13 protein-coding genes are annotated in these 14,611 nt (G+C 56.4%); 12 read left to right on the top strand and 1 reads right to left on the bottom strand.

Going from position 1 to position 14,611, the window contains the following annotated elements; all coding sequences use genetic code 11:
• Nucleotides 1-111 precede the first annotated feature (111 nt).
• A complete protein-coding gene (locus B3K78_RS16380) occupies nt 112-2,565 on the top strand; it encodes a TonB-dependent receptor (protein WP_286696288.1) in 2,454 nt (817 codons plus the stop codon).
• An 83-nt stretch (nt 2,566-2,648) separates the two neighbouring features.
• Nucleotides 2,649-3,818, top strand: a complete 1,170-nt coding sequence (locus B3K78_RS16375; protein ID WP_286696287.1) for a lipid-transfer protein — start codon at nt 2,649-2,651, stop codon at nt 3,816-3,818.
• An 81-nt stretch (nt 3,819-3,899) separates the two neighbouring features.
• On the opposite strand, the gene B3K78_RS16370 is transcribed toward B3K78_RS16375, so the two are convergent.
• Complete coding sequence (locus B3K78_RS16370; RefSeq protein ID WP_286696286.1) at nt 3,900-5,174, bottom strand: MFS transporter; 1,275 nt, start codon at nt 5,172-5,174, stop codon at nt 3,900-3,902.
• Nucleotides 5,175-5,368: 194 nt separating this feature from the next.
• On the opposite strand from B3K78_RS16370, the gene cyoA reads away from it, so the two are divergent.
• From cyoA to B3K78_RS16320, 10 genes are all read left to right on the top strand, one after another.
• Nucleotides 5,369-6,322: a ubiquinol oxidase subunit II gene (cyoA, locus tag B3K78_RS16365; protein ID WP_286696285.1), complete on the top strand. Its 954-nt coding sequence runs from the start codon at nt 5,369-5,371 to the stop codon at nt 6,320-6,322.
• Nucleotides 6,323-6,397: 75 nt separating this feature from the next.
• Nucleotides 6,398-8,392 (top strand): cytochrome o ubiquinol oxidase subunit I, encoded by a 1,995-nt coding sequence (gene cyoB, locus B3K78_RS16360; protein ID WP_349676126.1) that lies wholly within the window; start codon nt 6,398-6,400, stop codon nt 8,390-8,392.
• Entirely contained in the window at nt 8,392-9,021 is a 630-nt protein-coding gene (cyoC, locus tag B3K78_RS16355; RefSeq protein ID WP_204994618.1) for a cytochrome o ubiquinol oxidase subunit III, read from the top strand. Before cyoB ends, cyoC begins: the two co-directional genes overlap by 1 nt.
• On the top strand, nt 9,018-9,365 hold the full coding sequence (cyoD, locus tag B3K78_RS16350; RefSeq protein WP_027873096.1) for a cytochrome o ubiquinol oxidase subunit IV: 348 nt from the start codon (nt 9,018-9,020) through the stop codon (nt 9,363-9,365). Before cyoC ends, cyoD begins: the two co-directional genes overlap by 4 nt.
• Before the next feature lie 7 nt (nt 9,366-9,372).
• A complete protein-coding gene (locus tag B3K78_RS16345) occupies nt 9,373-10,092 on the top strand; it encodes an SURF1 family protein (RefSeq protein ID WP_286696284.1) in 720 nt (239 codons plus the stop codon).
• Between the two features lie 82 nt (nt 10,093-10,174).
• On the top strand, nt 10,175-11,503 hold the full coding sequence (locus B3K78_RS16340) for an ATP-binding protein (protein ID WP_204994616.1): 1,329 nt from the start codon (nt 10,175-10,177) through the stop codon (nt 11,501-11,503).
• A 4-nt stretch (nt 11,504-11,507) separates the two neighbouring features.
• Nucleotides 11,508-12,056: a response regulator transcription factor gene (locus B3K78_RS16335; protein WP_027873093.1), complete on the top strand. Its 549-nt coding sequence runs from the start codon at nt 11,508-11,510 to the stop codon at nt 12,054-12,056.
• A gap of 231 nt (nt 12,057-12,287) precedes the next feature.
• Nucleotides 12,288-12,572 (top strand): hypothetical protein, encoded by a 285-nt coding sequence (locus B3K78_RS16330; protein WP_204994614.1) that lies wholly within the window; start codon nt 12,288-12,290, stop codon nt 12,570-12,572.
• Nucleotides 12,573-12,586: 14 nt separating this feature from the next.
• Complete coding sequence (locus tag B3K78_RS16325; RefSeq protein WP_286696283.1) at nt 12,587-14,197, top strand: PepSY-associated TM helix domain-containing protein; 1,611 nt, start codon at nt 12,587-12,589, stop codon at nt 14,195-14,197.
• Nucleotides 14,194-14,481, top strand: a complete 288-nt coding sequence (locus B3K78_RS16320; protein ID WP_286696282.1) for a hypothetical protein — start codon at nt 14,194-14,196, stop codon at nt 14,479-14,481. The genes B3K78_RS16325 and B3K78_RS16320 overlap by 4 nt, the downstream gene beginning before the upstream one ends.
• Nucleotides 14,482-14,611: the final 130 nt, after the last annotated feature.

Raw genomic sequence — 14,611 nt, 5'->3', positions numbered from 1 at the left:
TACTCTTTCAGTCCTTATAAAAGCTGGGTGATGATACACAGTCCCATGAATTCTGTTGAATCGTAGTACGCCCGATTTTTCATAATATTAATAAGAACGGGATGGTTAACATTGAAAAATAAAAAAGAACTGACAAAAGCCATAACACTGACAACGGGAATGCTTGCGCTGGCAGAGCCTCTGCTGGTGATGGCACAGGACGGTGCCGGAGAAGCTCGCTCAAGAACACGTAACAGTCTGCTGGAGGAAGTGGTGGTCACGGCACAGCGCCGGGAGCAGAACCTCAATGATGTGCCGATTGCGGTGACGGCGCTCAATGGGGAGCAGCTCGACACGCTGGGTGTGACCGACACCCGCGATCTGAATATCGTTGTACCCGGATTCTCGGCGTCCAATGGCGGTTATGGAACACCGGTATACACCCTTCGCGGTGTCGGTTTTCCGGATTCCACCTATTTTGCCAGCCCGACAACCGGTGTGTATATCGACGAAGTCAGCATGCCGTATTCCATTATGTCGAAGGGCCCCAACCTCGATGTACAGCGGGTGGAAGTACTGAAAGGTCCTCAGGGAACGCTGTACGGGCGCAGCACCACTGGCGGCGCCATTAACTATATTGCTGAAAAACCCACGGATGAATTCGCCACAGGTTTTACCGCTTCGTATGGTCGTTGGGACAGAAAAGACCTGGAAGCCTATGTCAGTGGGCCGATTACCGACAGTTTCAAATACCGGCTGGCAGGTCGTTATATTCTTCAGGAAGAACCCTGGCAGTACAGTAATACCCAGCATGACAACCGCCACGGTGAAGAAGACAAGTTTTCGCTGCGGGGGATTCTGGACTGGGATCTCAGCGATAACACCAACGCACGTTTAATGCTGGCTGGCTGGAAAGACAATAGTGATGCACAGGCGGGGCAGCCGGTGTATTTCAATGCTCAGAACCCGCAGAGTGAATTGCTCACTTCGATTAATGTGCAGAACTACCCCTACATTCCGGATACTGACGACCCGCGGGTGATGGAATTCTGTAAGGGGGATCCGTCCTGTGTGGATGTGACCGGCAAACCTTATGATTTTAAAAACGATGAGAGCTTCTATCAGGCGGCCCTGAGATTATCGACCTTTTTTACTGAGTCTCTGGAAGCGATTTTATTGGTCTCGTACAACAAGTTTGAGTCGGATGGCACCGAAATTCCCTCATCGTCTTATAATAAGCGTCATATTGAAACGACCATTTTTTCCGAAATTGAAAACCTGGATGTTGAGTTTCGCCTGAGCGGCACCGGCGAGCTGTTCTCGCGGGACATTAAATGGACCGCGGGTGTTCATACCACGCCGCAGGAAGAGGGCAGCGATGTACGCCTGTTTGGCGCCAGCGATAACAACAGCGTGTTTTATGTGGTACCGCTGGTGGGGGCTTTGCCGGGGCTGGACGACATCAGCCTGCTGGGCAGTTACTACTACAGCTATGGCTATATGGATTATCAGTCGCAGTCGGCATTCGGCAACATGGAATGGCAGCTCAGCAACGCCTTCCGCCTGAGCCTGGGTGCGCGCTATACCGATGAGGAGCGCGACTTTACCGGCTGTCTGGGCGACGATGCACGCGACAACAATATCAATGTGAATCTGGTGTTTACCGCGCTGTCTTTGCAGCGTGCGTTGCTGGCGGGAACGCTGCCTGATACCACCTCGCCGGGGGAGTGTATTTCACTGGCTGAGGACGGCAGCCTGGAGCCCTACGCTGATACGTTGGAAGAACATAGTCTGTCCTGGCGGGCAGTGCTCGACTGGGAACCCAGTGACAACACATTGATTTATCTTTCGCGGTCTCGCGGTTTTAAATCCGGTAGCTTCCCTGTGACCAATACCACCGACCAGGGACAGTACCAGCCAGCCAAGCAGGAGCAGGTGGACGCGTATGAGATCGGGGTGAAACTGAATTACTTCGAACGACGCTTGCAGTTCAATACAGCGTTGTTCTACTACGATTACAGCGATAAGCAACTTTTCTCGCGGATTCAGGACCCGCTGTTCGGCTCGCTGCCGCAGCTGCAGAACGCCCCATCGTCTGAGGTGCGAGGTATTGAATTTGATATCTCCGGCGCGCCCATCGACGGTCTGTATCTGTCGGCCGCGGCGGCGTATATCGAAACCGAGGTAAAGGAATTTCCCAACGCCTTTAATACCCGGGGCGAACCCACCGACGTGACGGGGCAGTCGTTTAACTACTCGCCTGAGTTGACCTATACCTTCCTGGTCGATTACAGCCTGCCGGTCGCCAGCAACTACGAGGCCGGTGTGGGGGTGGACTACAGCTATAAGGACGAGACCAACTCTACACTGGATGGCGATCCATTCTTTGCCCACGACGACTTCGGTATTACCAATGCGCGGCTGCGCTTCGGGCGTTCGGACGGCGAGTGGATGCTTACCTTCTACGGTCGCAATATTTTCAATGAGTACGCAACAACCGCCCACGCTCAGGTGGTCAGCGATATTGTGACCCGCTATGTGTCGGCGCCAAAAACCTGGGCGATTGCGCTCGATTACAACTATTGATTCACAACGGAGACTCCCCTTTTCGTGGTGATTGATGCGGCTCGGTCGAGCCGCTTTTTTCTTTACAGACGACAGGAGGCACTGTGTCCAGAACCTATGTAGCCGGAGTCGGTATGGTGAAGTTTGCCAAACCGGGCAGTCAGCAACCGTATCGCCAGATGGCCAAAGCCGCTATCGAAAAGGCGTTGACGGATGCCGGATTCAGTTTTGCCGATGTTGACCAGGCATTTGCCGGATATATCTACGGCGATAGCTGCTGCGGACAGCACGCCATTTACGATGCGGGCATGAGCGGCATCCCCATTTTTAACGTGAACAATAACTGTGCTTCGGGTTCGACGGCGCTCTATCTGGCGCGGCAGGCGATCCAGTCCGGCAGTGCGGAATGTGTGCTGGTGCTCGGCTTTGAGGAGATGTTCCCCGGTGCGATCAGTTCCCAGTGGGACCAGCACGAATCGCCGTTCAAGCGCTTTGACGATGCGCTCGATACCATGGGCTATCCCACCGGGCCGTTGGCGCTGCGTTGCTTTGGCGCGGCGGGGCACCACTATGTTGAGAAATACGGCGCCGAGCCCAGCCTGTTCGCCGAGGTGGCCGTGAAGACCCGGCGTCACGCCGCGAAGAATCCACTTGCCCTGTTCAATGCCCCGCTGACCGTAGATGAGGTGATGGCCGGACCGCCGCTGTATATGAACTACCTGACGCGGTTGATGTGTTGCCCGCCGACCTGCGGCGCGGCGGCAGCATTGTTGTGCAGTGACGAATTTCTCCGCCAGCGGGGTGTGGATCAGGCCATTGAAATTGCCGGGCAGGGCATGGCGACGGATACCGCCAGCAGTTGGGACGATCCCATGCAGTTGGTCGGTGCGGGCATGAGTCGGGCCGCCAGCCAGCTGGCCTATGAGCAGGCGGGCGTCGGGCCAGACGATCTGGATCTGGTTGAGTTGCACGACTGCTTTACCACTAACGAAGTCATCAGCTATGAGGCGCTGGGCTTGTGCGGAGAGGGCGAAGCCAGTCGCTTCGTTGCCGACGGGCAAAACAGCTATGGCGGGAGCGTGGTCGTTAATCCGTCCGGTGGCCTGATGTCCAAGGGGCATCCCATTGGCGCGACGGGACTGGCGCAATGCTATGAAGTTGTAACTCAGCTTCGCCGTCGCGCGGGTAGCCGACAAGTTAGCCATGCCCGAGCGGCCTTGCAACACAATATAGGTTTGGGCGGAGCCGCAGTTGTTACTGTGTATACAGGCTAGTGCGAATATTTAATGCGCTATCTATATTAAACAAGGCCCCCACCCCGGGGGAGTGGGGCGAGAGCCTAAAAGGGAGCTGGCTTACTTCGTCGCGAGGCGGCGCAGGATATAAAGTGCCAGCAGGGTGCTTAGCGCACCGGAGAGCAGGTAGCCGGACACGGCGGTCAAACCGAAGTGCACAGACAGCCCCAGGGCGATCAGCGGGGCAAAGGCTGCGCCGAACAACCAGGCGAAGTCAGAAGTCAGTGCCGCACCGGCATAGCGGAAGCGCGGGGCAAAGTTGTCGGTAACGGTTCCCGACGATTGGCCGTATGACAAACCGAGCAGCGCAAAGCCGATCAGGATAAAGGCGTTTTGCGCACCCGCCGAGCCGCCAAGTAGTGCGGGGGCAAAGGCGGCGAAGGCAGCGATCAGCACCGCCATCGAGGCAACCAATGCTCGCTTACCGAGGCGGCTGGCAATCAGGCCCGAGGCGAGGGTTGCGACAACGCCGATCACACCACCGAAGATTTGCACGGTCAGCACATTGGTGATGACCTGAGAGTTCTGCAGCGAGATCCACGACAGCGGGAAAATCGTCACAATGTGGAACAGGGCATAGCTGGCCAGTGCGGCGAAGGCGCCGAGGAAGATCGTTGGGCCTTCTTCATCGAGCATTTTCTTGGTGCTGACGGGCTCCAGTTCTTTCTCTTCCATCGCCAGTGTGTACTCTTCGGTGAGCACTAGGCGCAGCCGTGCGAACAGGGCGACAACGTTAATTGCGAAGGCGACAAAGAAGGGGTAGCGCCACGCCCAGTTTTGGAAATCTTCCTGGCTTACGCTGAGTGTTAGGTACAAGAACAATGCATTGGCAAGCAGGAAGCCGATAGGCGCACCCAGCTGACCGAACATGGTATACCAGTTGCGCTTAGCCGGGGGCGCATTCAATGCGAGCAGCGATGGTAGGCCGTCCCATGAGCCGCCCAACGCAAAACCCTGCAAGATTCGAAACACGGCAAGCAGGAAGATGGCGCTGCCACCGAGGCTGGCGTAGCTTGGCAAAAAGGCGATGCCCGCCGTCGCGGTTCCCAACAGGAAGAGCGATACGGTTAGCTTAACGCTTCGGCCCCAGCGGCGCTGAATGGCCATGAATAGTGCGGTGCCGAAGGGGCGAGCAACGAAGGCCATAGCGAAAATGGCAAAGCCATAGAGCATGCCATTTAGCGAGTCAGTAAAAGGAAAGAAGACATGCGGGAAGACCAGCACGCAGGCGATACCGAACACGAAGAAGTCAAAATGCTCGGAAGCTCTGCCAATAATGACGCCCACTGCTATCTCGCTGGGGGCGACTGGAGAGTGTCCCGCTGGGGTTTTCATGTCCTCAGCTGTTGAGGTATTTGCTGTTAAATTTGCCATAGTCAGAAGGTGTTTTCCGCCCGTAGTACTCTGAGTGACACGAAGCCTAACGGCTTTGTTTGAAAGCGAACATAGGACAAATTGTCCAATTCTCACTCCCTATTCGTTCACGTACAGTCCACAACCCAATGCAATAACTGGACAAGCGTGTAGCGATGACAGTGTTCAAAACCCTTATCAAATCATTAGCTGCGACGGCGGGCGTCGCAATGATCAGTGGCTGCGACTGGGTTGTTATGTCGCCCTCGGGCGATATCGCCGCTCAGCAGGCTGATCTGATTATTTGGGCAACGGTACTTATGTTAATTATCGTTGTGCCCGTCATTGCACTGACACTGCTGTTTGCTTGGCGCTATCGCGCGTCGAACAAAAAAGCAACATACCAGCCCGACTGGGATCACTCAACGCACTTGGAGTTAGTGATCTGGGCGGCGCCGCTGGCAATCATTATTGCCCTGGGCGCGATGACCTGGGTGAGTACTCACCAACTCGACCCTTACCGCCCGCTCGATCGCGTGGATGAAGGCAAGCCGGTCCCGGCCGGTGTGGAGCCGCTGATCGTGGAAGTGGTCGCGATGGATTGGAAGTGGTTGTTCTTCTACCCCGAGTACGATGTGGCGGCGGTTAACGAGCTGGTGGCACCTCTGGATCGTCCGATCAAATTTAAGATCACCGCAACAACGATGATGAACTCGTTTTTCATCCCGGCCCTGGCGGGCCAGATCTACGCAATGGGCGGCATGGAAACGCAGTTGCACGCGGTTATTAACGAGGAAGGCGTCTACGACGGTTTCTCCGCTAACTACTCCGGTGCCGGCTTTAACGGTATGCGCTTTAAATTCCACGGCAAGACCGATGAAGGCTTTGCTCAGTGGCTGGACACCGTTAAAAACGAGGGCACCGAGTTGAGCCGTACCGCGTACAAAGAGCTGGAGAAACCCAGTCAGTATGACCCGGTTCGCTACTTCAACACGGTGATGCCTGGCCTCTACGACGCCATTCTTAACCGTTGCGTTGATCCCGGCACGCTGTGCATGAAGGACATGATGGGCGGCCACAGCGGTCATCAGGATCACAGTCAACACGAGGCAGATCACCATGCGCATTGATGCCTCACATTTTGAGCGGGTTGCAGCGCAGCCCTTCCATTCACCCGAACAGCGCCTGGGGCGCCGGTAATTCCCATGTCTGACACGTTCGACCTAGGTAAAATGATTTTTGGCCGACTCAGTCTGGAGGCCATTCCTTACCACGACCCAATTATTGTGGCGACTTTCGCCATGGTAGCGATTGGTGGTGTTGCCCTGCTGGTTGCGGTTACTCGCGCCAAGCTGTGGGGCTACTTGTGGACCGAATGGTTTACCAGTATCGATCATAAACGCATCGGTGTGATGTATATGATTCTGGGTATTGTGATGATGCTGCGCGGCTTTGCCGACGCGATCATGATGCGTATCCAGCAGGCCATCGCGTTTGGTGATTCCATGGGCTATTTGCCGCCGGATCACTACGACCAGATCTTCACCGCCCACGGCGTGATTATGATCTTCTTCGTGGCCATGCCCTTCGTGGTCGGCATTATGAACTACATCGTGCCGCTGCAAATCGGTGCCCGCGATGTCGCCTTCCCCTTCCTTAACAACTTCAGCTTCTGGATGACGGCCTCGGGCGCGATTCTGGTGATGATGTCACTGTTCGTGGGTGAGTTCGCGAAATCGGGCTGGCTGGCCTACCCGCCATTGACCGGGATACTGCAAAGCCCGGGCGTGGGGGTGGACTACTATATTTGGGCCCTGCAGATTGCCGGGGTCGGTACACTGCTGTCGGGCGTCAACTTCGTGGTTACTATCGTGAAGATGCGGGCACCGGGCATGTCGATGATGAAAATGCCGGTATTCACCTGGACAGCGCTGTGCACTAACGTCCTGATTGTGGCGGCTTTCCCCGTGCTGACTGCGGTGCTGGCGATGCTGTCGATGGATCGCTACCTCGACACTAACTTCTTCACCAACGACCTTGGCGGTAACGCCATGATGTACGTGAACCTAATCTGGATTTGGGGTCACCCCGAAGTCTATATCCTGATCCTGCCACTGTTTGGTGTGTTCTCAGAAATTGTGGCGACCTACAGCGGCAAGCGTCTGTTCGGTTACTCGTCGATGGTCTACGCGACAGTCGTCATTACCATCCTGTCCTACCTGGTATGGCTGCACCACTTCTTCACCATGGGAAGCGGGGCAACGGTGAATAGCTTCTTCGGCATCACCACCATGATCATCTCGATCCCGACCGGTGCCAAGGTGTTCAACTGGCTGTTTACCATGTATCGCGGTCGTATCAAGTTTGACGTGCCCATGCTGTGGACGGTCGGCTTTATGGTGACCTTTGTTATCGGCGGTATGACGGGCGTACTGTTGGCTGTGCCTTCCGCTGACTTTGTACTGCACAACAGCCTGTTCCTGATTGCTCACTTCCACAATGTGATTATCGGTGGTGTGGTCTTCGGTGTGTTTGCGGCTATCGCCTACTGGTACCCGAAAGTAACGGGATACAAGCTGGACCCCTTCTGGGGCAAGATGACCTTCTGGTTCTGGATTATCGGTTTCTATCTGGCCTTTATGCCGCTGTACGTATTGGGCCTGATGGGTGTCACACGTCGCATGAGCCACTTCGACGACCCGTCGCTGCAGATCTGGTTCCAGATCGCGCTGGTGGGCGCCGTGTTAGTCGGCATCGGTATTATCTGCTTCCTGCTGCAGTTCTATTTCAGCTACCGCAAGCGCGACCAACTGCGCGACGAAACCGGTGACCCCTGGGATGGCCGTACGCTGGAGTGGTCGACTACGTCGCCCCCGCCGCAGTACAACTTTGCCTTTACCCCGCGCGTGCATGACAACGACGCCTGGTGGCAAATGAAGGCCAACGGTGTGAAGCGGCCTCAAGACGGCTTCTTACCGATCCATATGCCGAAAAATACGGCGGCAGGGGTGGTGATTGCCGGTATCAGCACGGTGCTGGGCTTTACCCTGATCTGGCACATGTGGCTGCCCGCGGCGCTGTCGCTGGTGGCGCTGATTCTGGCGACCATCGTGCATACCTTTAACTACGACCGCGACTACCACATCCCCGCTGATGAGGTGGCGCGCATCGAAACGCAAGCAAGTGAGGTGAAAGCCTAATGTCACATCCCACTGCCACAGCTGCGACGAAAAACGGCGACTTGGAGTTTTTCGTGCGCGGCGATCACCACGCGCCTAACGGTACGCTGCTGGGTTTCTGGTTGTACCTGATGAGCGACTGCCTCATCTTTGCGGCACTGTTTGCAACCTATGGGGTACTGAGCCAAAGCTTTGCCGGTGGCCCCACTGGTGCCGACTTGTTCGACCTGCCGCTGGTGGCGATCAACACCGCCTTCTTGTTGCTGTCGTCGATCACCTACGGCTTTGCGCTGCTGCAAATGCAGCAGAACAAGCTGCAGGGCACACTGCTTTGGCTGGCACTCACCGGCGTGTTGGGCACGGCGTTTTTAAGCGTTGAGCTGTATGAGTTCTACCACCTGATTCATCAGGGAGCGGGCCCACAGCGCAGTGCGTTTCTAACCGCCTTCTTTGCATTGGTCGGTACCCACGGCTTGCACGTAACCATTGGTGTGATTTGGTTGGTAACGCTATTGCTGCAGCTGTCTAAGCACGGCCTGACCTTAACGAATCGCCGCCGGGTATTTTGTCTGTCGATGTTCTGGCACTTCCTTGATGTCATTTGGATTGGTGTCTTTACCTTTGTCTATCTGATGGGGTCTATGTCATGAGCGATCATCACGATCACGAACACCACGAAGAGCTGCCGCACGCGTCCTTTAGCGGCTATATGATTGGCTTTTTGGCGTCGGTGTTTCTCACGGCCATTCCGTTCTGGCTGGTTATGGGCAATGTCTTCGACTCCAATAGCACGACTGCCATGGTGATCCTCGGGTTCGCCGTTGTGCAGATTCTGGTGCACATGGTGTACTTCCTGCACATGAATTTTCAGTCCGAAGGCGGCTGGAATATGCTGTCGCTACTATTTACAGCGGTGCTGCTGTTCATCACTTTGTTCGGCTCATTGTGGGTCATGTACAACATGAACGTCCGCATGATGCCGGGGATGATGTAAGGCGCTTATGGCTGCCTCCCCCACGTCGCGCCGCCATCAGTTCTTTCTTTCCGTTGCCATGCTGGTTGCATTGGCAACGGCGGCGGGCTTGGTGGCCTTGGGTAACTGGCAACTGGAGCGACGGGTATGGAAGCTTGGGCTGATTGAGCGCGTCACTGCTCGCGTGGACGCCGCTGCGCAAGCGGCGCCAGGCATTGCAGATTGGCCCGGCATCAATCGAGACCGCGATGAATACCGCCACATTCGCCTTCGCGGCGAATACCTTAGCGATGCGACACTGCTCGCCAAAGCTGTAACCGAACTGGGCAGCGGCTACTGGGTGATGACGCCGCTGCGCACTGAGCACGCCGGCACGGTGATGGTGAATCGCGGCTATATCGATCAAGGCGTGAGCGCACCTTTACCACCGGAAGGGCCTCAGGAAGTGACGGGCTTGCTCAGGCTCACTGAGCCGGAGGGCGCATTTCTGCGCGATAACCTCCCCGAACAACAGCGCTGGTATTCGCGGGATGTCGAGGCAATGGCAAGCGCCTTGAACGTGCCGCTGGCGCCATACTTCGTCGATGCAAAAACGGCGGAATCCGGCGCCAATGCCCCGGTCAGTGGGCTAACGGTTGTCACCTTTCACAACTCTCACATGGTGTACGCCTTGACCTGGTATGCGCTAGCCGCCATGGTTTTGGCTGCGGCTGCTATGCTGTATCGAGAGGCGAAGCGCCGCCGCTAAGCAGGCCGGCGCGCTCTAGAGCTGGATGGCCGTCTCTTACGTATAATAACGACCGCTATCACCGCGTGGGAGAAACCCTAGAATGTCACACCCCCGGGCCAGGGCAGGCGCTCTGTTGGCCGCCATGTCGCTACTCAGCTATCGCAACAATGAAACCCTCAGCAAACATATGCGCCAACTGGTGCAGCTGCGCTGGTTGGCGGTGCTCGGGCAGCTATTTACCATATTGGTCACTCATTTTAGTTTGGGGGTCGATCTGCCGTTGGCAAAAATGTGTGGGGTATTGGCGGGTCTGGCGGCCTACAACCTGGTGTACGAAATCAGTTTGCGTCTCGGTCGCGAGCTCTACGCCGGCGAGTTATTTGTCGGACTGCTGGTCGACATGTTCACCCTCACGGCTCAGCTCTACCTGAGCGGCGGCGTCAGCAACCCCTTTGCCTTTCTTTATGTACTGCAAGTGGGGTTGGCGGCGGTGCTGATGGTGGCACCACTGGCCTGGACACTGGCGGGCGTCGCCGCACTGTGTTTTTTGTGGTTGGCGGAAGTTGGCCACCCACTGGCTGGCTTGCCACTGGACTACCACCTCGGTGTCGACAGCGTTTACGTGCAGGGCATGTTTATCTGTGTGGTACTGACGGCAGCCTTGTTGGTGATCTTTGTTAACCGTATTACCCGTACTCATAGAGAACACGACGCCCGCCTTGCCGACTTGCGGCAGCGGGCCGCCGAGGAAGAGCATATTCTGCGAATGGGTTTGCTCGCCTCCGGCGCGGCTCACGAGTTGGGAACGCCGCTGGCGACCATCGACGTTATTTTGGGCGACTGGCGCCACATGCCGGTGTTCCGCGATTCCGCTGACCTGGGTGATGACATCGGCGAAATGCAAACCCAGGTTAAGCGCTGCAAGGAGATTGTTAGCGGGATACTCATGTCGGCGGGCGAAACGCGCGGTGAAGTCTCGGTAGAGACAACCGTTTGTGAGTTTTTTGATGAGCTGGTCGATGAATGGCGCAGCACACGCAATAGCCGAGAGTTGCGCTTCGACAACCAGTTTGGCGAGGATGTCGATATCGCCTCAGACTCGGTGCTCAAGCAAACCGTGTGTAATTTGCTGGATAACGCTTTAGAAGCGTCGCCGCAGTGGATTGCGCTGACCGTACAGCGCGACGCCGACACCTTAATTATTGCGGTGCGCGACCACGGCCCCGGTTTTGCTGCAGAAGTTTACCAGCGCCTCGGCCAGCCCTATCAATCCACTAAAGGGCGGCCAGGTAGCGGATTGGGACTGTTTCTGGTGTTTAACGTAGCGAGGATGTTGGGCGGTGTATTTGCGGCGCGCAACCTTGACGAGGGCGGTGCGGAGGTTATGCTTCGCCTCCCCCTCGATGCGCTGGTGTTAAAAGAGGACTAATGCAATGGCTGAGGCCGAGCACGATCAGAAAACCTTGTTGCTCGTCGAAGACGACGAGGCGTTTGCGCGCACGCTCCGCCGTTCATTTGAGCGCCGCGGCTATAAGGTTCACCACGCCACCCGCCTGGAACAGGTGGAAGCGCTGCTGGCAGAGGTCTCTCCCGGTTACGCCGTGGTGGACTTAAAGCTCGACGGCGAGGCCTCGGGTCTTGCCTGTGTACAGGCCCTGCACAAACACGACAGCGATATGCTCATTGTGGTGCTCACCGGCTATGCAAGCATTGCCACGGCGGTTGAGGCGGTGAAACTTGGCGCCTGCCACTACTTAGCCAAGCCCTCAAATACCGATGACATTGAAGCGGCTTTCAACAATGCCGAAGGCAACGCCGATATAAAAGTGACGGGGCGTGCGACCTCCATCAAAACCCTGGAGTGGGAACGCATCCACCAGACGCTGGCTGAAACCGACTTTAACATCTCTGAGACCGCACGCCGCCTCGGTATGCATCGCCGCACACTGGCGAGAAAACTGGCTAAGCAGCAAGTTAAATAAACGGCGCTCGCCAACCCTATCCCACTAATCGAATTTTCCTTTCTCCCACGCCGAAAGGGCTGCGGTGTGGTGCCGTTACTGCTACTTCTGCGCAGGCGCAAGAAAATGCGCGCCCCTCAATGGCAAATGAAAATCGTTCTCGTTATAATGCGCTGCAGCGCCAACTCGCGCCTGCGCGGCGTAGTCATCGCGCTGACAAATTAGGGATGAAAAAGCAGAGAGACGGGAGTGATGGCGGGAACGCGCACTGAAAAAATCTGGCGGTTTGTGTTGGCTGGGCCGCTGGTACTACTTGCCACGCTCATTATTATGGCTGGCAGTTCTCTCTGGCTGCCCGAGGGGCAAGCACAGGTTAATAACTTCGTTATTCCGGTAGTGCTGCTGCCTGCGATCTGGGCAGTGCTGTTCTTTTATAGCGTATTGGATCGGCTGGGCCGCGCTTCGGTAGTGATCTTCATATTGACTGCCGTGCACGCGGCGTTGATTGCGCAGCACCTACTGCAAGCGCAGCAATAAACGGCGAGAAATCGATGCTAAAGCTACAGCAAAAAACGACTCAAACGATGCTGGCGCTTCACGGCTGGGGCGCGGTGATTTTCGGCCTGCTGCTCTACTGGGTGATCTTAACCGGCACGATCGCGGTATTCGCCGACGACATAAATGACTGGGCCTCGCCGCTGCCGGCCGCTATACCTGAAACCTTTCCACTGGGCACTGATGCTATGTTGAGAAAGGCCGCCGCCGATGTGGCGCCTGAATATCTCGACGAGCTCATTGTCTTTGCAACCGCAGGCGGTCGTATCCGTGCTTTTTTCCACACTCATGCTGAGGCAGAGGATGGAGAGCACCCGGAAGAGGAGGGGGTGTTATTCGTATTTGACCCGGCAAGTGGAGACATACTGCAGCGCTTTGAGGGCACCCAGAGCGAGATCGAAGCGCAAAGCCACTACGGCAAGCTCGGACACTTTCTGGTCGAATGGCATGTGCAACTGCATGTGCCCTCGCCCTGGGGGCTGATGTTAACCGGTATTCTTGGTCTGAGTTTATTAGTCGCCTGCGTCACCGGTTTTGCCATGCACCGCCATCTTATTAAAGATGCGTTTTTACGTCGCCGGCGCGGTGGAGATGTGCTCAGTCACAAAGACGCCCATGTGATGGCGAGCACCTGGAACCTGCCGTTTGCGTTTATTTTGGCGTTTACCGGCAGCTTCTATAGCCTGGCCGGCGCTTTTGCCATTCCCGCCATTGCCATGGTGGCGTTCGGCGGCGACCAGGAAAAACTTATCGAAACTGTTCAGGGCTTACCTCCGGCCGAGGACCCGCGCCCTGCCGAAATGGCGAATATCGACACCATGTTGGAAGACGTTCGGGCGGCGGGGCATCGCACGCGGTTTTTAACCGTCGACCACTGGGGAAGGCAAGACGCACGCATTAGCGTATTTCCCTGGCAAGCAGAGGGCGAGCTGCTACCCAAAGGCTATTCCTTCGACGCCCAGACTGGTGAAAATCTTGGTGAAAAACCGGCCTTGGGGCAATCGCCCTCGCTGGGCAGTGACCTGGTTGCGCTAATGGGGCCGCTGCATTTTGGAAATTTTGCCGGTTGGTTGTCGAAAACGGTCTGGTTCGCTCTGGGGTTTGCCGGTGCCTATGTCTGTATTAGTGGCCTGACCCTATGGGTTAAGCGCCGAGCGCAGCAGAAAACATGGCAGTATTTATTGCGGGCAACACTATGGAGTGCTTGGGGGCTTCCCCTTGCACTGGTCGCCGCCGCGGCGGTCTATTTGCTGCAGCAGGCTGGTGTGCTGGCTGGGGCAGTTGAGCCGCTGATGTTCAAGGCCTTCGGTCTTTGCCTCGCGCTAAGCGGCATTCTTGCCGGCATCGTTCGCTGTGTTACCAGCGTGCGGCGTATACTCGTCATCAGTTTGGGGCTAGGACTTTGCGCCTTGGTAGCGCTGCGTTTGTTGCTAGGCGGCCCGGGCTGGGTAAGCGCAGTCACAGCTGGTTTAACGGCCGTTGTGGTTTTGGATGTTGCTCTACTGCTTGGCGGGGCCTGGCTGCTTCGCCGTGAATGGCGTCAAACCCAGGCGTTGCCTGAGGAACCCCTCATTGATACCGGCGACATGGAGGTTAACACTCCATGATGTTGCTGCTTAGCATCGTCGTCAGCGCGCTTAGCGTAACAGCGCTCGCCCTGCGCGACCCAAAGCGATTGCGTTGGCGTCAAAAATTAGCACGCCATGGCGCAAGCCCCGCCAAAGGCTTTTCGCCACTTCCGCAACGTCAGCGTAGATGGCTACTCACCGCAATGCTGGTGCCTGGTGTGCTGCTCGCGCTGGCGGGAATGTGGGCCAGCCTGATGTTATGGCTGGGTGCCAGCCTAACCTATGGCTGGCTGTTCTCCGAAGTTCTTGCATCCCGGCCTTAAACGACCACACAACAATACATGCCATACGCGTTTGCTATCGCCGGCATACGAGTGTTTTGTGCAATGCAAAATGTGCTGAGCTGAGTAACAGAATAATGGGAAAAAGAGTGGTGCCCAGAGGCGGAATCGA

The organism is Spongiibacter sp. UBA1325 (assembly GCF_002306875.1).
Classification (GTDB): domain Bacteria; phylum Pseudomonadota; class Gammaproteobacteria; order Pseudomonadales; family Spongiibacteraceae; genus Spongiibacter; species Spongiibacter marinus.
Note: the sequence above shows the minus strand (reverse complement) of the source record. Positions and strands in the feature narration are given on the sequence as shown.